The organism is Salinisphaera sp. Q1T1-3 (assembly GCF_003602005.1).
Taxonomy (GTDB): Bacteria; Pseudomonadota; Gammaproteobacteria; order Nevskiales; family Salinisphaeraceae; genus Salinisphaera.
This window is the reverse complement of record NZ_QZWD01000010.1, coordinates 18,716-37,697: the sequence shown is the minus strand read 5'-3', so window position 1 is coordinate 37,697 and position 18,982 is coordinate 18,716. Positions and strand designations below refer to the sequence as shown.

The window sequence follows — 18,982 nt, the reverse complement described above, 5'->3', positions numbered from 1 at the left end:
TATGACGACGATCGGAACAGGCCGCGGCGTGCGTCTGCTCATGCTCGGTATATTGCTGGGGGGTAGCGTGCCGACGGCTGTGGTAGCGGCGCCCCCGGACAACGCCGGCGCGGAGCTTCAGCAGCCGGCGAATCTCGTCCAGGCTTGGCTTTCGTTTCCGGACGCCGTCTCGATCGACTGGCCCTATGCCTTCATTACGGCGAGACAGTCCGAGGCCGGCGAGAACGCCGGCCGACAAGATCTGCTGGACGAATTCGGCCGCCTTGAGTGGCGGCTCAAGGATTACGGTTATGCTCGGCTTGCCGAAACGATCGACACGTGGCGCGAAAAGATCAAGACATTCAAGACGTTTCGTGTCCCTGGCCATTGGTCGCCTGCGTATCTTCTGGCCCATCCCGATCGCCAGCCGCCGATAGCTAACATTGCAGCAGTCGGGGCCTGCGAAGTGCCGTCCGATGTCGGTGTCTGGTCGGCCGACGGATTCGAGTCCATCCAGTGGCGTTCGGGTCTACGGCTTTCAGACATCGAGAAGCGCGTTCCAGCCCTTCGCGATGGGAGCAAGCCGATGGTCGCGGTCGTCGATCCATATGGCCATATCGATCATTACGGCGTTGAGGCATGGAATTATGCCGATGGCCCCGTCGAGCCGGGTAGCCAGATCGTCGCGAGCCTGCCGCTAAAGGGCGAGGCGTTCGGTTGGATTCGCGATCGCATGGCAGACTTTCTCGCGCATACGCCGTCCGGCGTCAATTGCCGACAGACCAAAATTGCAGGGGAGACCGATAGTGACGATAACGACACCTAAAGCGCGTCGCGCGCGGCCGAAGTGGTCGCATGTGGTAGCGGTTGTGGTGGTCGTCATGCCGGTTTCGCTACCCGCGCCTGCCAAGGATTACACCGGCGACCAGCGTCCCTTTCAGGCCAACTACGGCGGGACCGGTCTGATGGAAACGCCGACAGCGCGCATGGCGCCCGTTGGTGAGTTTTCTTTCACTTATTCGAACATCGACCCATACAGCAACTACGCTTTCAGTTTTCAGCCGTTTTCATGGCTTCAGGGTGGGTTCCGATACACAAGCATTGCTGGTCGTCAATTCAACGCCGACACGCCTGATCGAGATTATCTGGATAAAGGCGTTGATCTGAAGTTGAGGCTCCTCGAGGAACGCACCTATCGGCCACAAATTGCGCTAGGGTTCCGTGACTTTGGCGGTACGGGCCTTTTTAGTAGTGAATTTCTCGTTGCGAACAAGCGGTTTTACGATTTCGATTTCAGTTTCGGCTTGGCTTGGGGGTATCTGGGACACCGCGGAGATATTGACAATCCATTGGGTGTCTTTGGTGGCCGATTCGATGATCGGGTAGGAGGTGGTGATACCGGTGATTTTAACCTGAAGAGTTTGTTTACCGGGCAAGCCGCTTTCTTCGGCGGGATCCAATATCATACGCCTTTCGAGCCACTGACTCTGCAGCTCGAATACGAAGGTAATGACTATAGCGACGAGCCGCGGGGACTCAATATCGACCAAGATTTGCCCGTCAACGTCGGTGCGCGCCTGCGGGTCAACGATAATCTGACACTCTCCGGCGCTTTCGAGCGGGGCAATACGGCGATGTTCGGTGCCACCCTCAATCTTGGCCTGGCGCATTTGTCGCAGCCGAAGTCCGATCCGGCACCGGTGCCAATTGATCGCAGTCCGAGCGATGAAGCCGATCGCGACTGGGCGGCGGTCTCGCGCGCGCTTGCCAGCAACGCCGGTATCCGGGTGCGCAAGATCAAGCAGAGCGGCGATAGGCTCATTGTGGAGGGGGCGCAGAACCGATATCGACAGTATGCGCAGGGCGAGTTGCGTGCGAATCGAATCCTGAACAATGTGTCGTCATCGGATATCAGCTCGTTCCAGTACCGTTACACAAGCCGCGGTTTCTACCTGCGACAGGACGATCTGCCGCGTGCGCCACTGCCCGAGAGAGAGCCTTTCATCACGCAACCCACCAGTATTTTCGCGCACGACGACTATCGACGCGGCGTCAAGATATACGGGGTTTCCCAGAATGAAGTCGCTGATGCATCAGACTCGGAAAAAACACTCTACGACAACGCGCCGAGTCGCTTCACCTGGAACATACGTCCGACGCTGAATCAGAACTACGGCGGTCCTGATGGCTATCTTTACCAGATTCGGGCCGAGGCCAGCGCCGAATTTCGTACCGATGATCACGGCTGGATCTCCGGCACGATCGGTTACTCGCTGATCGACAATTTCGATAAGTTCAATTACATCGCGGACTCGGACCTGCCGCGCGTACGGACCTTCGTCAACGAGTACACGGATCAGACGGATCTCGGGATCTACAACCTCCAGTACACCCGGACCGCGCGTCTCGGCGAAAACTGGTTTGCCATGGGTTACGCCGGGCTTCTCGAGCAGATGTACGGCGGGGCCGGCGGCGAAGTGCTCTATCGGCCCTTCAATAGTCCGGTCGCGCTCGGGGTCGATGTGAACTACGTTCGACAGCGGGATTTCGACACACAGTTCGACTTCCGCGACTACGACACGGTCGAAGGGCACGCAACGGCTTATATCAACACCGGCATTCAGGGCGTGTTGGCCCGCGTCAGTGCCGGGCGTTATCTGGCCAAGGATTACGGCGCCACGCTCGATCTTTCGCGCCGCTTCGAGTCGGGCGTCCGGCTCGGGGCCTATGCGACCTACACAAGCGCCAGTGTCGAAGACAAGTTCGGCGAGGGCGGATTCGACAAGGGGATCTATATCAGCATCCCGCTGGATACGTTGTTCACCAAATCGACACAGAACACGCTTGGATTCGGCTGGAGCCCGCTGACGCGTGACGGCGGCGCGTTCCTGAATCGCCGTTACAGCCTTTACGGCCTGACCAGCGACCGCAGTCTTGATGGGTACTGGCGCGGCTATGAGAAAGCCACCGGGCAGGACCGGTAACGGCCTCCACCGGCGCCGGCGTTGTTACGCTGGCTGACAAGGATATGCATGACTGATCGACAGGAGCGATACGTGAAGAAAATGGCTTGTGCGAGTGCCCTGGGCACGCTGCTGCTGCTGTCCGCATGCAGTGGCACGCCGGGATGTCTGAAAACGCAGCGCTACACCGAGGCCAAGAGTCTTCCGGCATTGAAGGCCCCGCCCGGTCTCGATGTGCCCGAATCGGACGATGAAATGAAGGTTCCCGATGTACGCAACGGCCCCGTGGCCGCATTCGCGCAGCCCCCGGAGGGCACGGAGCAGGACAACCCGCAGTCGCGCTGTCTTTCGACGCCGCCGCCACTGTCGAACCCGAGTTGAGCGAACGTCGGGTATGTGCTGGAAACACAGCCCGAGTCAACGGCGCTTGCGCGGTGTTGTGGCATCGCCGAGATCAAGCGCTTGAAGCCGAACGGAAAGGGTTTTCCGGTTTTTTCTTGTGAGCGGGCTGCCGAAGGGCGCATGTGTCAGTACAATGCGTGTTCGTGCCGAAAGAGAGGTGTCCGAGCGGTCGAAGGAGCAGGACGCGCCTGGAAAGCGTGTGTGCGCCAAGTCGTAGACGAGGCACGTACCGAGGGTCGACCGGCAGCCTCGCTGCCGGCGCGAACACGCGATGCGTGTGAGTCCGAAGGACGGAAATCGCCATCAGCGATTTTCGCGATCCGTCCCTCTCAGGTCGCCCACAGGGCGACGTTTTCAGTTACAATGCGCGCCCGTTCAGAAGGAGAGGTGTCCGAGCGGTCGAAGGAGCACGCCTGGAAAGCGTGTGTGCGGTAACCCCGTACCGAGGGTTCGAATCCCTCCCTCTCCGCCAACAACACGTTTCGATGCGCACGCGTCGTGACGTCATTTTCAATGGTGGCCCACGTCGGTGCCCCCGCGACGATATGCCGTTAACCCCGTCAGGCCCGGAAGGGAGCAGCGGTAGCGGCGGATTCGGGCGCCGGGGTGTCGCTGGCGTGGGCCGCCACCCTTTACTTGAATCGATGGCGCGTCGGGGCGATAGTCTGGGCATGACGCCATCCGACCTGTTCTCCGGCCCGGTCTCGCCCATGACACGAGCTCTGTCCCCACGCTGTGTGGAGATGTCGCGGACATGAGTTTCCAGGCGCTGGCGCGCATATGGCGCCCTCGACGATTCGACCAGATGGTCGGACAGGAGCATGTCGTTCGGGCGCTCACGCATGCGCTCGATACCAACAAGCTTCATCACGCGCTGCTGTTTTCGGGCACACGAGGCGTCGGCAAGACGACCCTGGCGCGCATTATCGCCAAATGCCTGAACTGCGAGCATGGCGTCAGCGCCAGTCCTTGCGTGGGCGGCGATGACGCGTGCGCAACCTGCCGTGAAATCGATGAAGGCCGCTATGTCGATCTGATCGAAGTCGACGCGGCATCCCGGACCGGTGTCGACGACACCCGCGAGCTCATGGACAACGTCCAGTACGCGCCGACGCGGGGACGAACCAAGGTGTACCTCATCGACGAGGTGCACATGCTGACCAAGCATTCATTCAATGCGTTGCTCAAGACGCTCGAGGAACCGCCGCCACGCGTACAGTTTCTGCTGGCCACCACCGAGCCGGAAAAGATACCGGTCACTATTCTGTCGCGCTGTCTGCAGTTTCCGCTCAAACGGCTGTCCGCGGCACTTATTACGGAACGATTGGCGCATATCGCTTCCGTGGAGTCGCTGGACGCCGAGGATGATGCCCTGGTGGAGCTCGCGCGGGCCGCGGACGGCAGCATGCGCGACGGCCTCTCGCTACTCGACCAGGCGGTGGCGTTCGGCGGAGGCAGCCTTCAGGCCGACAATGTCCGCGACATGCTCGGGACCATCGGTGAGGCACGTGTCGCGGAACTCGTCGACGCAGTCATCGATACACGAGCGACCGATGCGCTGGCAGCGCTCGAGGCCTTGTACGCACAGGGCCTCGACATGAAATACCTGCTCGATGCCATGGCGAGTGCCTGGCAGCACATGGCAACGATCCAGGTCGTTGGCGAGCCCATCGACGACGCGAGCGAGCGCTGGGAAACCAGCGCATCCCGATTGTCGCCAGAACTGACGCAGCTGTTCTACGACATCACGATCACGGCAACCCGGGATTACGCGTTCGCGCCCGATCCGCTGGTGGCGGTCCGTATGTGCGTATTGCGAATGTTGGCGTTCCAGCCGTCGCGTGGCGGTATGTCGCCGGCGCCGTCATCGTCAACGAGTCCGGCCGATGGCAGGCCGGCCTCCACGCCGACCGGCGCGGCCATCGGCGGCAGCGAAAGCGCGGCCGGTGATGCACCGTCCGGCGATTCGGCTCGCCTGAGCGCACGCGAGGCCATGGCGCAGGCCCGCGCACAGCTGGCGGGGCAATCGTCGTCTGCAAGGTCTGAAACCGCGGCACCACAGCGCTCGAACAGAGAGAACTCGTCAGGCCAGACGCCGGCAGCCAGCGAGCAGAAAAGCGCGGATCGTGCCGTCCATGCGCCCGCGGAAGAGCAGGGGGCATCGGCGGCGCGTGACGACGCCCCGGCCGTGTCTGTCGACGCGTCCGAACAGCTCGAATCGGGCGCGGGAGCTGCGCCAGAAACCTCGAATGCCTGGCCGGGACACACTGGACAGGCCACAGAAGTGCAGGCGCATGCTGCTGTCGAGCCGGAGCCGGAGCCGGAGCCGGAGCCGGAGCCGGAGCCAGAGCCAGAGCCAGAGCCAGAGCCAGAGCCAGAGCCAGAGCCAGAGCCAGAGCCAGAGCCAGAGCCAGAGCCAGAGCCAGAGCCAGAGCGAGAGCCAGAGCCAGAGCGAGAGCCAGAGCGAGAGCCAGAGCGAGAGGAAATTCGTCCGGTCAATGACGACGCCGAATCCGTATCCGCGCGGATTTCTAGCGGCGATGCCGAGACCGCACACCAGGCGTCCCCCGGTGCCATGCCGCCCCGCGACATGGACAACGGTGAGACACCGTCCATGTCTGATCGGCCCCGAGACAAGGATGTCGATGAAGACCGGGAGGCGCCGGCCCAGGCCAAGAGCCGAGATCATCCCGAAGACTGGCACAGCGTTGTGCAGTCCCTGGATATCAACGGTTTTGCAGCACAGTTGGCGAACAACGGGCGCTGCCGGCATTTCGATGACGCCGTCGTCGAACTTGAAATCGCGCGGACCCATCAGTTCCTGGCCACCGATGACGCGAAGACGCAGCTGGCCAGTGCATTGGCGCCTTACGGCCGTGATGGACATCCCCCACGCTTGGCCGTCCACTTCGTGGATGCGCTCGACGACACCCCGGCGCAGCGTCATGAGGCAGACGCGGAAAAGCGTCAGCAGGATGCGGTTGCATCCATCGAGAACGACCCGATCATCCATGAATTGCGCAGCCAACTGGGCGCGCAGCTCCGAACCGAAACGATCAAACCCAATCGTCGACAACCGACGGTCCAGCAGCGAGACGAACCATGAAAGGCTCTATCGGCAAGATGATGCAGCAGGCGCAAGCCATGCAGGGCAAGATGGAAGAAGCCCAGAAAGAGCTCGCGCAAATGGAGATCACCGGGGAAGCCGGCGCCGGCATGGTCAAGGTGGTCATGACCGGGAAACACGAGGTTCGCAACGTCCATATCGACCCGTCGGCGCTCGAAGAGGATGCAGAGTTTCTCGAGGATCTCATCGCCGCCGCGATCAACGACGCGGTCCAGCACGTCGAAACCGCCAGTAAGGACAAGATGTCGGATATGACCGGCGGCATGGATCTGCCGGAAGGGTTCAAGTTCCCGTTCTGATGTACATCGGTGAGGCCATTCACACCGGGCCCATGCCACGGTGTGCCGGCGTCGGGGATTGATGTGGCGTTTTCTCCTGCATTGACGCGATTGATCGAAGCCTTTCGCGTTCTCCCGGGCGTCGGTGCCAAAAGCGCACAGCGCATGGCTTTTCATGTGCTCCAGGACGAACGCGAAGGCGGCAAGCGATTGGCCTCGGCGCTGGGTGCGGCCATCGAGAGCGTGCACCACTGCCGGCAGTGCCGCATGTTTACCGAGCAGGAATGCTGCGATATCTGCAGGAATGCACAGCGAGACGCCACACGGGTTTGCGTTGTCGAAAGCCCGGCCGATGTGATGGCAGTCGAGCAGAATACCGACTTCCGTGGTCAGTATTTCGTGTTGATGGGGCGACTATCGCCGATCGACGGTATCGGGCCGGAAGAACTCGGGCTTGATCTCCTCAGAGATCGTCTCGTGTCCGGCCCGGTCGAAGAGCTGATCCTGGCCGTAGGCGCGACGGTGGAAGGCGAGGCCACGGCGCAATATGTAGCCGAGCTCGCGCACCAGGCCGGTGCAGGTGTGACGCGCATCGCACACGGCGTACCGGTCGGCGGCGAACTGGAATACGTGGATGCCGGTACTCTGAGCCAGGCGTTTTCCGGCCGACGACCGCTGTAAGGCCTCGCCTGGCGGCCGGCTGATTGTCAGTCGACGAGCCCGTCTATTTTCGCCGCACTGATGAAATCATTGTCCGATAGACCGTTGATCGCGTGTGTGGTGTAGACCACATCACATGTGTTGTAGCCAAAAGTTATATCCGGGTGATGGTCTTCACGATGGGCGATATAGGCCACCGCATTCACGAAGGCCTGAGTCTCGTAGTAGTTGCCGAACTTGAATTGCCCGACAATCCGCGTTTCGCCATCGACGGACCAATGGTCGGACAGCTGCTTCATGCGCTTTTCGATATCGGCGCTGTTCAACGGCGTCGTTTCGCCGTCACAGGGAGTGCAGCGCTGCTGTGCAAGATCGCTCATGGATATTCTATCCTTGGATGTTACCACTCGACGATAACATCGAATTCGGCAACGCCATACGGCCACATGCAGGGGCGGCGGCATATGGCCTCGTGGGCATGCCGGCAACGCATTCGCTGCCGCGAAGACCTGAATAGAGCTTGATGCGCGGAGACTGTGGATCGCTGATCGCCCATGCATTGAATCAATGGAGCGGCGTGTAAACGCCTGTCGGTCGACGGTCGCGACTCGCTATTTTCAGCGCGTGGGTTTCGTGTCGGCCGAGCGCCATCCTCTGATGACCACATCCCGCAGCGCTTTTCCGCTGGCTTGTCCCATATCGCGACATCCGCAAGGTTCGGCGATCGCCGCTTGAGTGTTCGCGAGTCGACGACCGATCGGCTGGCAAGTCCACGGACACAACGCCACAATAGGGATTTGGCTGCCAAGAAAGGGCCCGCATGAGCTACGCAGATGACAACCTGATCTGGATCGATCTGGAGATGACCGGTCTCGATCCCGACGCCGACCGCATAATCGAAATCGCGACGCTCGTGACCGACGCCAATCTTCGCGTGCTGGCCGAAGGGCCCGTTCTGGCCGTACACCAGGCGCAACGGCATCTCGACGCCATGGATGAATGGAACACGCGGCAACACAATGGCTCGGGCCTGGTCGCTCGGGTGCAGGATTCGGATTACGACGACGCGCGAGCAGAAGCCGATACCATCGATTTCCTGGCGCAATACGTGCCGGCGGGCAAGTCGCCGATGTGTGGTAACAGCATCTGCCAGGATCGACGCTTTCTGGCGCGCTACATGCCGAAGCTCGAAGCCTTCTTTCATTATCGGCATATCGATGTCAGCACGCTCAAGGAGCTTGCGAGGCGATGGGCGCCGGAAATCGCCAGCGGCTTCTCGAAACAATCGAGTCACCTGGCGATGGATGACGTTCGCGATTCGATCGCTGAACTCTCCTATTACCGTGACACGCTTCTAAAGGTCTGAGCCGAAACGCCTTGTCCTGGAGGTCAGCCGAAGGTATGAGGTGTTTTTCGTTGACCGATCACGAAGAGGCCAGTAAAACCGTAACCAGCAGCACGAATGCCTCGCGATGCTGCATGGACTTTCGGTCTTTCGGAGGAGATCGCAAGAAAAACAAGCACATCTCAATCGATGTGCGCCCGCCGCTTTATTGTCGATGCACAACGCCTGATGGCGGACAATAAAAACAGGGGAAGATCAGCTACGGCCTCGTTCGCGGGGCCTTTTCTTTTTCTGCACCGGGGCACGCCATCGTTTCCCGGGATCACCATGCCGGCAGCCCCGCCTGATTCCATGCCGTCTTTTCCCGTTGACAGGGCGCCGACTGTACGACGGGCTCGCGCAAGCAAGGCTCGGACGGCCTGCATCCTTTCTTCTGTCAATTGGTTTGAGCTGGAAAGGCGACAGGTCACCCGCCATGCTTTCGTTGGCATTCATGTGCCGTGAATGACGAAAGAGAACTGCAAGGACTGGGTGCGATGTTGATCAACCAGGCGAGGTGGCCCGAACGTGATGAGCATCACCTGGGCGATTGACGTGCTCAAGTTCGCGGGGCTCCGGGGTCGTGAAAGCGGGTTCTATCCGGCTTCGATGGAACCCGAGCCAGGCTCCGATCGCGCCCGCAGGCTGGCGCTGGCTGAGATGTATGCTTCAGGCGTATCCACCCGCAGGGTCGCCCGTGTGACCGAACAGCTGTGCGGCCTCGAGGTCTCGTCGAATCAGGTTTCACACTGTGCGACGGCGTTGGATGAGGCGCCGGCAGCCCGGCGCCGACGACCTGTCGTTCCGCTGGGTGCCTGCTACGAAAAGAGGCCTCATGGCGGCACCGTCCTGGCGGGTGTCATGCTTGCTGGCCATGGGCGTCGATACCGCCGGCAAGCGTGAGCTGCTGGGCGTGTCGGGAGCGCCGTTCGATCGAGGCGGCGATACACTGGCGCGACTCCCTGAGCGATCTGGCCGCTCGCGGGCTGCACGGTGTCACGCTTTTTGTGTGTCTCGGACGACCATGCCGATCTCAAGGCCGCTCGTGCAGCCGTTTCTGGCGACCTCTGTCAACGCTGTCAGTTTTACCTGCAGCAGAATGCCGGCCATGTCGCGCCCACGAAAGCACTCAGGGAACTGGCAGCCGCCGATATTCGGGCAATCTTCGATGCGCCGGATGCAGCCGAAAACAAACAGCTGATCGACCGCTTCATCAGAACCTGCGAAACCAAGGCGCCGAAGTTTGCCGAATGGCCGGAACGGCCTTTTCCAAAGGCTTGGCGGTGCTGGCCAACCGCGCCATCACCGCCAAGGGCTGCGTACGTTCATGTCCTGTCACCGTACGTTTCGCGGCGGCGCTCGCCGATGTACGGGAATAGCCTCTGCCAGGATTATCGCTTCCTGGCGCCTCACATGCCGCAGCTCGAAGTCTTTTTCATTACAGGCATATCGACGTGAGCCCACTCAAGGAACTCGCGCACCGGCAGGACCCGAAATTGCCACCGGCTTCTCCAGGCAATCCAGTCGGCTCGCAATGACCGATGCCCGCGACTCTATCGCGGAACTTTCCCATAACCGTGAAACCCTGCTAGAAATTTGATTTTCAAGCACGCCTCTGCTCTTTGGCTGAAGGTATAACAGTCGTGTTCTTGACTTGCTCCATATATTCCAGTAGGACGTGTGAAAGTGGCTCAAGAGCCGGTGAAATGATAAGAGTCCCGGTCTTTCGAAAGAGGCCGTTTCAGAAACAGGCAAGATTCCGGACAACCCGGCTCCCGGGACTTGCCGGGTCAGTGCCGAAACACAGCTTGCAGTAATAGGGGCTTTGATGGCGGGCCGCAACTGAGTTCCCGGCCTGATCAGGGGTTGAGTTGCGGCGTTCTCTCTGTCACGTCAAGAATGGTCGAAATCGTTCCGAGTTCATCACCACCGGGGAATCATGAATAAACTGAAGCCGGGTCTGTTTTTATCCGGATTGCTCATCAGTGTCAGTGCCTGGTGCGCGTCTGGCGGCAGTGCTTTGAACATGGCTGGTAAGGCAATGCCGCAAAACAGCTCATGCGTCGCAAGCTGTGCAAGATATTTCTATACCGATGATTATTTTAAAATAATCGATCTAGGGCCAAACGGTGAAATAACGAGCGTAGCCCAGGCGCCGATTCCCCATGGCTCAAAACCGGCTTTGATAATCGAAAATGTGAAGGGCAGCATCACAAGGAAAGGTCAGCATCAAGGCACGGCTGTCGACGGTGATTCCTCGCACCCTCTGTCGAAGTGTACGGGGCGTTGTGAAGAGAATCCCGAGATGATCAGGCTTGAAACCAATTATGCCTTTTTTTCGCACGACCGGGGTCAGATCAGGGTAGTCCAGACGACAAGCTTTGTCGGAGTGAATAGCAGTCGTGTATATAATAGAAAAATAACAGAATTTGATATCTCGGCGGATGAGGCGAAGCGAATCTACGGTTACGATCCGAAAGACTGATTTGGAAACACATCGCCCAAGCTCAGTTGCCGCCCAAAGCGCGGTAGTGCTTTGGGCGGCAACTGCAGCGCCTTGTCATGCAGCATCGAACTCGATCTTTTCGACGGCATCAAGATTGACGGTACGCTTTGCGTGCCATAACGCATAGCTATCCTGCATCGCCAACCAACTTTCGGCAGAACGGCCCAAGGTCTTGGATAAACGAAGAGCCATTTCGGAGCTGACCCCGCTGCTACCTTTAAGCAAACGGTTCAAAGTCGAAGGCGAGACACCGAGCTTTTGGGCCAACGTACGCCCCGTAATATCGAAAGGTTCCATATAAACCTCTCGGATGAACGCCCCAGGATGCGGGGGATTGTGCATAGCCATTAGTGATAATCCTCGTAATCTAGAACGAAGGCATTACCTTCCTGAAATTCGAACGTGACTCGCCAGTTGCCATCAACCCAGATAGACCATCGGCCTTCGTTCGAGCCCTTCAACGAGTGCAATTTAAAGCCAGGGATATCCATATCTTCGATAGCAATCGCTGTATCCAACGCAGCTAGTTGCATTCGTAGCCGCTTGGCGTGCTCAGGCTGGATTCCCGCTTTTGAACCCGATTCAAAGTACTTCTTGAGCGCTTTATGACGAAACGACTTAATCACGCCATAAACATACCGCGTTGCGCATCACGCAACAAGACATGACTCGCGTTTACGCCAGGGCGGGTCGCAACCAGCCAGGGCCTGTTAACACTTCCCGCGTGCCCCGCGCCGGCGCTCATTTTTTGCAAGACAAGGCATCGTGAGCATGGCATGCCCTAGCCACGTGAGCGCGCGATAACGCCGGATTATCACCGCTTGGCCGCTGGCCTTTCGGGTTGCCCCGCCGGGCGCGCCAGGCCGCGTTGCCAGTCTCGACCGTGGCGCCGGCCCGCGTCTCGCTTGAAGCGCCCCGCAGAGGCAATGCGGCTGCCTATCTCGTGACGACACGCACAAGTTCGGCAACGCCGCATGGCGCCGCCGGCCGGACAACACACGAAGGGGCGACCCGGCGGCAATCGCGTATTCACGTTGCCTGAGCGCGAGATGCTCGCGATACCTTGTCGTGCCGTCGATCGTCCATTTTCGGGCGCCTGGTGCAGGGCTCGCCCGAAATATCAAAGCCCCCTGGGGCGGGACATCGCAGGCACATGGTCTGCGTTTTCATCCCGGGCCGCGTCTGCCGCGCGGCCGTATATCGCCGACAATGGGTCGATCCGATGTGCACGCACTGTCATTTGAATCCGAACCGGGCTCAGTGTGCGCCCGCAGGCCGAGCAGATATCTATATGCCGTGTTACGCGAGCTGTCGTTCGGCTCTACGCTTTTCCGTGTCCGGTTTTGGCGCGTCTCAATTCTTGACCTGATCGAACGCCTCAAGCGCATTCCTGCGTGATACTTTCAAGTCGACGATCGGCTTCGGGTAGGTATCGCCCAGGGTCACGCCGGCGTTTTCGAGCACGTCATCCGGGGCATCCCAGGGCTTGTGTATATGCTTGTTCGGCAAGTCGGACAGTTCGGGGACCCAGCGGCGAACGTATTCGCCCTTGGCATCGAAACGCTCGCCCTGACGTGCCGGGTTGAATATACGGAAGAAAGGCGCCGCGTCGGCGCCGCATCCGGCAGCCCACTGCCAGCCGAGCGTATTGTTCGCAAGGTCCGCATCGACCAGCGTATCCCAGAACCAGCGCTCTCCGTGTTGCCAGGCGATGCGCAGATTCTTCGTCAGAAACGAGGCCACGGTCATCCGCAACCGGTTATGCATATAGCCGGTCGACCACAGTTCGCGCATGCCGGCGTCAACCATCGGTATACCGGTCCGGCCGGCGGTCCAGGCCTTGAAGTCCTGCTCGGAATGCCGCCAGGGAAATGACTCGAAACGCGAATCCAGAGGCATATCGGGCGTTTTCGGGAAGTGATAGAGCACATGGTGCGAAAATTCGCGCCAGCCGACTTCGCTCTGAAAACTGGCCATGTGCTCATGCACGGCGCCGCCGGATTGTTCGGCGAGCCACTCTTCCGTGCGATGCATGACCTGAAACGGGCTTATTTCCCCCCAGTGCAGATACGGCGACAGATAGGAGGTGCCGGCGACAGCCGGGTGATCGCGGTCGTTGTCGTAATGCTCAGCGGCGTCCGCGAGAAATGTTTCCAGTCTGTCGTGTGCACCATCCTCGCCGGGTTGCCAGTTTTCGCGTATGCCCTCATCCCAGTTGATGTCGGGCAGCAGCTGTAGCGCGTCGAGTTCGAGCGAGCCGATGCGAGACCAGACATCGGGCAGGGCAGCAGGGCGCGGCAGCGGTTGCCGAATGCCGCGATCCTTGATGGCCTTCCAGAACGGCGTGAAGACCTTGTAGGGGCTACCCTGCCTGGTTTCGACGTCCCAGGGCTCGTTGAGCAAGTGCGCCTGGAAGCTTTCGAGCCCGATATCCGGGTGGTCCGTCGCGATACGTGATGCGAGCTGGTCGTCGCGTTCGCGCAGTTTCGGTTCGTACAGCCGATTCCAGAACAACGCGCTGGCTCCGGATTCTTCTATAAGTGCATCGATTGCGTCTTCGGTCGGCCCCTGCCGAATGATCAGGCGCGAGCCCAATGCTTCCAGCGCCGCTGAAAGCGCGGAGAGGGATTCATGTAACCAGACGTTCTGAGCACTGCCCGGCGCCCAGTCGCCTTCTTCATCCGGCGCGTGGATGAATACCGGCACGATGCCGTCATAACCGCCGTCCACGGCCGCGCGCAGCGCAGGGTTGTCTGCTAGGCGCAAATCGCGCCGAAACCAGACGAGTGCGCGTTGTTTCATATTCGTTCCTGTTGGCGTATTCGTGTCTTCAATCTTGCTGCCTGCGTGCGGATGGCCTGCATCAACGCGGAATCGTCACGCTTCTTCTCGATATTCTTGACCTGGAAGATCATGCGACGGTTTTCGCGGAACACATCCAGATTCCGGTCGAGAAAGTCCCAGTAAAGGGTTGTGATCGGGCAGGCGTTCTGTCCGGAGGCTTGTTTGTAATCGAAGGCGCAATTCTTACAGTGATTGCTCATCTTGTTTATGTAATTGCCTGATGCGCAATAGGGTTTCGTCCCGAGGATGCCGCCGTCTCCGTATTGGCTCATGCCCAATGCGTTCGGCAGGCTGACCCAATCGATCGCATCGAGATACATCGCCATGTGCCAGTCGTGAAACTGTCGGGGATGGACGCCGGCGACAAGCGCAAACAGCCCGAGCACCATCAGACGCTGGATGTGATGGGCATAGCCATGCTCGATCACGTTGGTCATGGCATCGGCAATACAGGCCATATCCGTATCGCCGTTCCAGAATGCCTTGGGCACCGGCAGATCCGCGCCGAGGGCGTTACGTTCGATATAGCTCGGCATTTCGCGCCAGTAAACACCGCGTACGAATTCGCGCCATCCCAGGATCTGGCGTATGAAACCCTCGACACTGTTAATGGGGGCCGCCCCCTCACGATATGCCTTTTCCGCCGCAGCGACACAGCTGGCTGGCGAGAGCAGATGGAGATTGAGTGCCGCCGACAGGCGTGAGTGATAGCCGAATCGCAGGTCAGACCAGAGCGCGTCCTGGTAAGGACCGAATTCGGGCAGTCGTTTATCGATGAAATCACGCAAGGCGGTTTGCGCTTCGCCATGTGTGACGGGTAGGTCGAATGAGTCCAGGCGGCCGGGGTGGTCCGGAAAACGCGCCTCTACCATGCCAATGACTTCACGCGTCAGCTCGTCGGGCCGAAAGCGTCGGACGTGCGGGAGTTCGCCCGGGCCGTCCTTGCCAAAGTGCTCTCTGTTGGCCTGATCGAAATTCCAGGCCTCGCCGGCGGGTTGGTTGCCATCCATGAGAACGTCGTGCTCACGGCGCATTTCCCGATAGAAATCCTCGAGCACGAGGGACTGGCGACCAGCTGCCCAGGTATCGAACGCCTCCAGACTGCAGTAGAAATGGCGGTCCGGCCGGACCTGCAATGACACCGCGTTATCGGTGGCACATTGCTGGATCATGCGTTGCACACGGTCATCCCCGCATTCCGTCATCACGAGACGCTCTGGTCGTGATCCGTTCAGGGTTGCCGTGAGAATATCCGCGAAATTCCTGCCGCTGTCGCGGCGCGCATCGGCTTCGAGCGCGTGGTAGTGAACGGTCTTGCCGCTATCGATCAGCCCGTCCCGGTAGTGCCGCATGGCGGCGAAGAACAATACGAGTCGTTGCTTGTGCGCCCAGACATGCGTGGCCTCGGTTTCATTCTCTGCCATCCAGACAGCGTCTGTTGACGAATCGAAGTCGTCCAGCGCGGATAGCTGCTTGTCGAGTTGATCGCCGAGAATTAGAACCAGATTGCGCAATTTTGTTACACCACAGATAGAGCGGACACTTTACCGAGGCTACGCTGCGACCCGCAGACGCGGATGCGACACCTCGACACAATGGCGTATGACCTCCGCGCAGAGACGAGCGCCGTATGTTGCTTGATATACCGTCTTTGTCGGACACACAATACGCGCCATGGCTGAAAGCGGGAGGGCACAAGAGCCGCTAATGCCGTCACTGACCCGTATCGAATGAAGGGGCTATGGATAAAGTCAAGAGTAAAAACCTCCACCACCACAATGGCTTGGTAAGTCGCCAGCGCCGTGAGGCAATCAACCGCCATCGCGGTCTGACGATATGGTTTACCGGCTTGTCAGGCTCCGGGAAGTCGACCGTGTCGGTGGCACTCGAGGAGCGACTCACCGCGATGGGGTGTCGTACTTACCGACTCGATGGCGACAACATCAGGACGGGGCTGTGTCGAGATCTCGCTTTCTCGCCAGAAGACCGCATTGAAAATATTCGTCGTATCGGCGAGGTCGCGAGCCTGCTTCGAGACGCCGGCATCATCAATCTCACGGCTTTCATCTCCCCGTATCGGCGCGACCGAGAAATGGCGCGTGCATTGGCTGACGAAGACGATTTCGTCGAAGTGTTCGTGGACGCACCGCTAGAGGTTTGCGAGTCACGCGATCCAAAAGGCTTGTACGACAAGGCGCGGTCCGGTGCGATTTCCAATTTCACTGGAATCAGCGCACCGTACGAGGCGCCACATGAGCCGGAAGTCCATCTGAGGACCGAAACGCAATCGATTGACGAATGCGTTGAATCACTGATCGCCTTCCTGATCGATCGTGGGTATCTTGATAGTTCACTGGTCGCGGCGGCCGGACGTGGTGGTTTCGAAGGCTGAACCAACCATGGTTCCCAGTACCGCTGAATCGCTGTGATACAGTCACCGCCGCTCATGTCTCGACAATACTCCATGCCCATGCATTCGACTTTTCGCGTGTTTCTGGCCGTTGCTTTTATGGCAATGCTTTCAGGCTGTGCCACTTTCGGGTTGGGCGGTAACAGCGCCGGCGTGAAGGTCGTTGGTAAGCAGACATATTGCGGTACACCTTCACAAGCTTCCGATGTGCATTACTTCGCAACCGATGAGGCTTTCCAGAATTGGGTTTCGTATCGCGACATTGGAAGCTGGCATGAAAACGTTCCGCCCCGCGGGCTCGTCGTGGTCGAAATGGGCCAGCGTCCAACAGGTGGTTACGCCTTGGAGCTGGATGACAAGAAGACGCGTGTCAACGACGGGACTCTGCAGATCGCGATGGACTGGCATGCGCCGCGCTTGGATGCTGCTGTCAGCCAGGCGATGACGACGCAGTGTGTCGCTCTCGCCTTGCCGGCGGGGGACTATGACAATGTGACGATCGTTGACCAGCTCGGAAATTCGCGCGGAACAGTAAATCCGAACGAGTGATACTCTCGTCGGTGGCAGAATCTGAATGAATATGTCAAATATCTTGTGCGTTTGCACAGGTAATATATGTCGGAGCCCCCTGGCGGAAGTTTATCTAGCTAGTAAGTTAGGCGCTCGCGAAATAACTTCGGCGGGAACACACGCATTAGTCGATAAACCGCCGGATGAGAATGCGATATCAATAGCCGGCGCTGATGGATGGGACATAAGTGGTCATCGTGCTCGCCAGCTCGACGATGCCATATCTCGCAAACAAGATCTGATTCTCGTGATGGAGCATTCGCAGCTGCATTGGGTTCGCGCGAATTTTCCTTTTACGCGAGGAAAAGTTTTCTTGCTAAGCCAATGGAAAGATCAAGAGAACATCGACGACCCTTACAGGCATTCTCGAGAATTCTTCGACGTAATCTATCGACGTATAGCATCATGTGCCGACGATTGGGTCGACAGGCTAAAATAAATCATTACTAAAACCTCTTCTAGCGTCTATCGCTTGGGTCGCTAAAGCTGTACAAGAGAATACGAGTAAAACTGAATGGCAAAGGGTTTTGCAAGAGCCTCGGGCAATATGGTCGGTCTAGTTGCCAGGCGATACGGGTTGATGACGATTTCGCTTGCTATGCTTTTGAGCGTGGCGGGTTGTACGCTCCCGGGATATAGCTCTAGCCCTGTTAAAGGCGATAGTTGGTACAACTTCGGCGATAACACAGATACGACGTATCAAGACGAGTTAGATCGCCGCAAAACAGACTATGATCCTCGTATCGTTAAAATCACGCCTAGCCTCATCCAGTACCAACAAAACCAAGAAGCACACGAAAAGCTACCCGCTGCTGAAAAGGCTTTAACCTCTCCGAATCCTCCAGACGATTACAAGATTGGGCCTGGCGATGTGCTCCGCATCATTGTCTATGGCCAAGAAGATTTGAATAGCCCCGGCGGCAACAATGGCTCCGATGAGTCTGCGGGGCAGGTCGTAAATTCCAAAGGCGATATTTATTATCCATTCGCTGGAGAGGTTCAAGTTGCTGGTAAAACTCCGACTACTGTACGGCGCGAGCTGACGGAGGACTTGAGCTCTGTCATTCGTGACCCTCAGGTTGATGTGCGTGTTATGCAGTACCGAAGCCAAAGGGTCTATATTTCTGGAGATATATCCAAACCCTGTACGGTGCCACTAACCGATATCACGAATACTGTTTTGCAAGCTCTCGACCAGTGCGACACTTTGAGTTCTGGTAAGTCGTCAAACTCGGCTGCTCCAGCTACTGGAGTGCAAAATGTCGTTCTGATCCGCGATGGGAAGTCGACGTTTTTGGATTTGAACGAGATTTACGCCGCTGGCGACCCTGTGCCTTTGAAATCCGGTGATCGGCTTTTGGTTGATGACAGCGCCAATCGTGTCTTCATGATGGGCGAGTTCGACAAACAGCAGGCACTTTCATTCTCGACCGGTGGGATGTCACTGAGCGACGCCATTTCAGATGCCGGTGGTTTGAACTTAGATACGGCTAATCCGGGTAAAATATATGTTATCCGTGGTTTCATAAGCGACCAGTCAGTAGCGGCAGGGCAGTTGCAGACGGTTATGCGGCCGAACGTTTACGCACTCGATATGAGTAATGTCGGAGGTATGTTGCTTGCGAATGAATTTCAGCTTCGTCCTCGAGATATCGTATTTGCCGCACCTGCAAGTCTCGTGAACTTTAACCGTGCACTGAGCCAGATCACGCCTTCGCTGAACGTCATCCTGCAAAGCTTGTTGCTCTATAACCGGGCAGGCAATTGATGCGTGAAATTTTTTCTTTTCTGAAGATGGTCGCACAGAGGCGCCGGGATTTGGCCGCGTCAAAGATATTGAAAAAAATGCTGCCAGCGGT

The 18,982-nt window shown here is 58.5% G+C and carries 19 protein-coding genes, 1 tRNA gene and 1 other RNA gene; 16 read left to right on the top strand and 5 right to left on the bottom strand.

Features of this window, described 5'->3' with window-relative positions:
* The first annotated feature begins 1 nt into the window (after position 1).
* From D3260_RS10575 to recR, 8 genes are all read left to right on the top strand, one after another.
* Entirely contained in the window at positions 2 to 805 is an 804-nt protein-coding gene (locus tag D3260_RS10575; RefSeq protein ID WP_120098570.1) for a hypothetical protein, read from the top strand.
* Positions 786 to 2,963 carry a YjbH domain-containing protein gene (locus tag D3260_RS10570; protein WP_233544030.1) on the top strand — a complete coding sequence of 726 codons (2,178 nt, stop codon included), beginning with the start codon at positions 786 to 788 and terminating at the stop codon, positions 2,961 to 2,963. The genes D3260_RS10575 and D3260_RS10570 overlap by 20 nt, the downstream gene beginning before the upstream one ends.
* A gap of 48 nt (positions 2,964 to 3,011) precedes the next feature.
* The gene (locus D3260_RS10565; RefSeq protein WP_147418174.1) at positions 3,012 to 3,323 is read left to right on the top strand and encodes a hypothetical protein; all 312 of its coding nucleotides are present in this window, start codon (positions 3,012 to 3,014) and stop codon (positions 3,321 to 3,323) included.
* A gap of 402 nt (positions 3,324 to 3,725) precedes the next feature.
* Positions 3,726 to 3,816: transfer RNA gene (locus D3260_RS10560), tRNA-Ser, on the top strand.
* A 52-nt stretch (positions 3,817 to 3,868) separates the two neighbouring features.
* An RNA gene (gene ffs, locus D3260_RS10555) (signal recognition particle sRNA small type) lies at positions 3,869 to 3,965 on the top strand.
* A 133-nt stretch (positions 3,966 to 4,098) separates the two neighbouring features.
* Complete coding sequence (gene dnaX / locus D3260_RS10550) at positions 4,099 to 6,450, top strand: DNA polymerase III subunit gamma/tau (RefSeq protein WP_120098568.1); 2,352 nt, start codon at positions 4,099 to 4,101, stop codon at positions 6,448 to 6,450.
* Entirely contained in the window at positions 6,447 to 6,770 is a 324-nt protein-coding gene (locus tag D3260_RS10545) for a YbaB/EbfC family nucleoid-associated protein (RefSeq protein WP_120098567.1), read from the top strand. The genes dnaX and D3260_RS10545 overlap by 4 nt, the downstream gene beginning before the upstream one ends.
* A gap of 63 nt (positions 6,771 to 6,833) precedes the next feature.
* Complete coding sequence (gene recR, locus D3260_RS10540; protein ID WP_120098662.1) at positions 6,834 to 7,430, top strand: recombination mediator RecR; 597 nt, start codon at positions 6,834 to 6,836, stop codon at positions 7,428 to 7,430.
* A gap of 26 nt (positions 7,431 to 7,456) precedes the next feature.
* On the opposite strand, the gene D3260_RS10535 is transcribed toward recR, so the two are convergent.
* Positions 7,457 to 7,789: a 4a-hydroxytetrahydrobiopterin dehydratase gene (locus D3260_RS10535; protein WP_120098566.1), complete on the bottom strand. Its 333-nt coding sequence runs from the start codon at positions 7,787 to 7,789 to the stop codon at positions 7,457 to 7,459.
* Between the two features lie 440 nt (positions 7,790 to 8,229).
* Here D3260_RS10535 and orn point away from each other — a divergent pair, with 440 nt between their 5' ends.
* The 4 genes from orn to D3260_RS17300 all read left to right on the top strand — a co-directional run bounded on the left by orn (position 8,230) and on the right by D3260_RS17300 (position 11,278).
* Positions 8,230 to 8,775, top strand: coding sequence for an oligoribonuclease (orn, locus tag D3260_RS10530; protein WP_120098565.1), 546 nt, complete (start codon positions 8,230 to 8,232; stop codon positions 8,773 to 8,775).
* Positions 8,776 to 9,324: 549 nt separating this feature from the next.
* Positions 9,325 to 9,696 (top strand): transposase, encoded by a 372-nt coding sequence (locus tag D3260_RS18115; RefSeq protein WP_120098564.1) that lies wholly within the window; start codon positions 9,325 to 9,327, stop codon positions 9,694 to 9,696.
* Positions 9,697 to 9,786: 90 nt separating this feature from the next.
* Positions 9,787 to 10,251, top strand: coding sequence for a transposase (locus D3260_RS10520; protein ID WP_120098563.1), 465 nt, complete (start codon positions 9,787 to 9,789; stop codon positions 10,249 to 10,251).
* Positions 10,252 to 10,732: 481 nt separating this feature from the next.
* Positions 10,733 to 11,278 carry a hypothetical protein gene (locus tag D3260_RS17300; RefSeq protein ID WP_147418173.1) on the top strand — a complete coding sequence of 182 codons (546 nt, stop codon included), beginning with the start codon at positions 10,733 to 10,735 and terminating at the stop codon, positions 11,276 to 11,278.
* Positions 11,279 to 11,353: 75 nt separating this feature from the next.
* Here the strand turns inward: D3260_RS17300 and D3260_RS10515 are convergent, their stop codons facing one another.
* The 4 genes from D3260_RS10515 to D3260_RS10500 all read right to left on the bottom strand — a co-directional run bounded on the left by D3260_RS10515 (position 11,354) and on the right by D3260_RS10500 (position 15,657).
* Entirely contained in the window at positions 11,354 to 11,647 is a 294-nt protein-coding gene (locus D3260_RS10515) for a HigA family addiction module antitoxin (protein WP_120098562.1), read from the bottom strand.
* Positions 11,647 to 11,925 (bottom strand): type II toxin-antitoxin system RelE/ParE family toxin, encoded by a 279-nt coding sequence (locus tag D3260_RS10510; RefSeq protein WP_120098561.1) that lies wholly within the window; start codon positions 11,923 to 11,925, stop codon positions 11,647 to 11,649. The genes D3260_RS10515 and D3260_RS10510 overlap by 1 nt, the downstream gene beginning before the upstream one ends.
* Before the next feature lie 727 nt (positions 11,926 to 12,652).
* Positions 12,653 to 14,101: a deoxyribodipyrimidine photo-lyase gene (locus D3260_RS10505; RefSeq protein WP_120098560.1), complete on the bottom strand. Its 1,449-nt coding sequence runs from the start codon at positions 14,099 to 14,101 to the stop codon at positions 12,653 to 12,655.
* Positions 14,098 to 15,657: a cryptochrome/photolyase family protein gene (locus tag D3260_RS10500; RefSeq protein WP_120098559.1), complete on the bottom strand. Its 1,560-nt coding sequence runs from the start codon at positions 15,655 to 15,657 to the stop codon at positions 14,098 to 14,100. Before D3260_RS10500 ends, D3260_RS10505 begins: the two co-directional genes overlap by 4 nt.
* Before the next feature lie 227 nt (positions 15,658 to 15,884).
* On the opposite strand from D3260_RS10500, the gene cysC reads away from it, so the two are divergent.
* The 4 genes from cysC to D3260_RS10480 all read left to right on the top strand — a co-directional run bounded on the left by cysC (position 15,885) and on the right by D3260_RS10480 (position 18,891).
* Positions 15,885 to 16,535, top strand: coding sequence for an adenylyl-sulfate kinase (gene cysC / locus D3260_RS10495; protein ID WP_120098558.1), 651 nt, complete (start codon positions 15,885 to 15,887; stop codon positions 16,533 to 16,535).
* A 78-nt stretch (positions 16,536 to 16,613) separates the two neighbouring features.
* Positions 16,614 to 17,102 (top strand): protease complex subunit PrcB family protein, encoded by a 489-nt coding sequence (locus tag D3260_RS10490; RefSeq protein WP_158583495.1) that lies wholly within the window; start codon positions 16,614 to 16,616, stop codon positions 17,100 to 17,102.
* 25 nt (positions 17,103 to 17,127) lie between these two features.
* Entirely contained in the window at positions 17,128 to 17,562 is a 435-nt protein-coding gene (locus D3260_RS18110) for a low molecular weight protein-tyrosine-phosphatase (RefSeq protein ID WP_199671461.1), read from the top strand.
* A 75-nt stretch (positions 17,563 to 17,637) separates the two neighbouring features.
* A complete protein-coding gene (locus D3260_RS10480) occupies positions 17,638 to 18,891 on the top strand; it encodes a polysaccharide biosynthesis/export family protein (protein WP_120098556.1) in 1,254 nt (417 codons plus the stop codon).
* The last annotated feature ends 91 nt before the right edge of the window (positions 18,892 to 18,982 follow it).

Excerpts from the sequence above, each read along its gene's own strand:
- D3260_RS10575 (WP_120098570.1), top strand. The coding sequence starts at position 2 with ATGACGACGATCGGAACAGGCCGCGGCGTGCGTCTGCTCATGCTCGGT.
- D3260_RS10565 (WP_147418174.1), top strand. The coding sequence starts at position 3,012 with ATGACTGATCGACAGGAGCGATACGTGAAGAAAATGGCTTGTGCGAGT.
- dnaX (WP_120098568.1), top strand. The coding sequence starts at position 4,099 with ATGAGTTTCCAGGCGCTGGCGCGCATATGGCGCCCTCGACGATTCGAC.
- D3260_RS10545 (WP_120098567.1), top strand. The coding sequence starts at position 6,447 with ATGAAAGGCTCTATCGGCAAGATGATGCAGCAGGCGCAAGCCATGCAG.
- D3260_RS10535 (WP_120098566.1), bottom strand. The coding sequence starts at position 7,789 with ATGAGCGATCTTGCACAGCAGCGCTGCACTCCCTGTGACGGCGAAACG.
- orn (WP_120098565.1), top strand. The coding sequence starts at position 8,230 with ATGAGCTACGCAGATGACAACCTGATCTGGATCGATCTGGAGATGACC.
- D3260_RS18115 (WP_120098564.1), top strand. The coding sequence starts at position 9,325 with ATGAGCATCACCTGGGCGATTGACGTGCTCAAGTTCGCGGGGCTCCGG.
- D3260_RS17300 (WP_147418173.1), top strand. The coding sequence starts at position 10,733 with ATGAATAAACTGAAGCCGGGTCTGTTTTTATCCGGATTGCTCATCAGT.
- D3260_RS10515 (WP_120098562.1), bottom strand. The coding sequence starts at position 11,647 with ATGGCTATGCACAATCCCCCGCATCCTGGGGCGTTCATCCGAGAGGTT.
- D3260_RS10505 (WP_120098560.1), bottom strand. The coding sequence starts at position 14,101 with ATGAAACAACGCGCACTCGTCTGGTTTCGGCGCGATTTGCGCCTAGCA.
- cysC (WP_120098558.1), top strand. The coding sequence starts at position 15,885 with ATGGATAAAGTCAAGAGTAAAAACCTCCACCACCACAATGGCTTGGTA.
- D3260_RS10490 (WP_158583495.1), top strand. The coding sequence starts at position 16,614 with ATGCATTCGACTTTTCGCGTGTTTCTGGCCGTTGCTTTTATGGCAATG.
- D3260_RS18110 (WP_199671461.1), top strand. The coding sequence starts at position 17,128 with ATGAATATGTCAAATATCTTGTGCGTTTGCACAGGTAATATATGTCGG.
- D3260_RS10480 (WP_120098556.1), top strand. The coding sequence starts at position 17,638 with ATGGCAAAGGGTTTTGCAAGAGCCTCGGGCAATATGGTCGGTCTAGTT.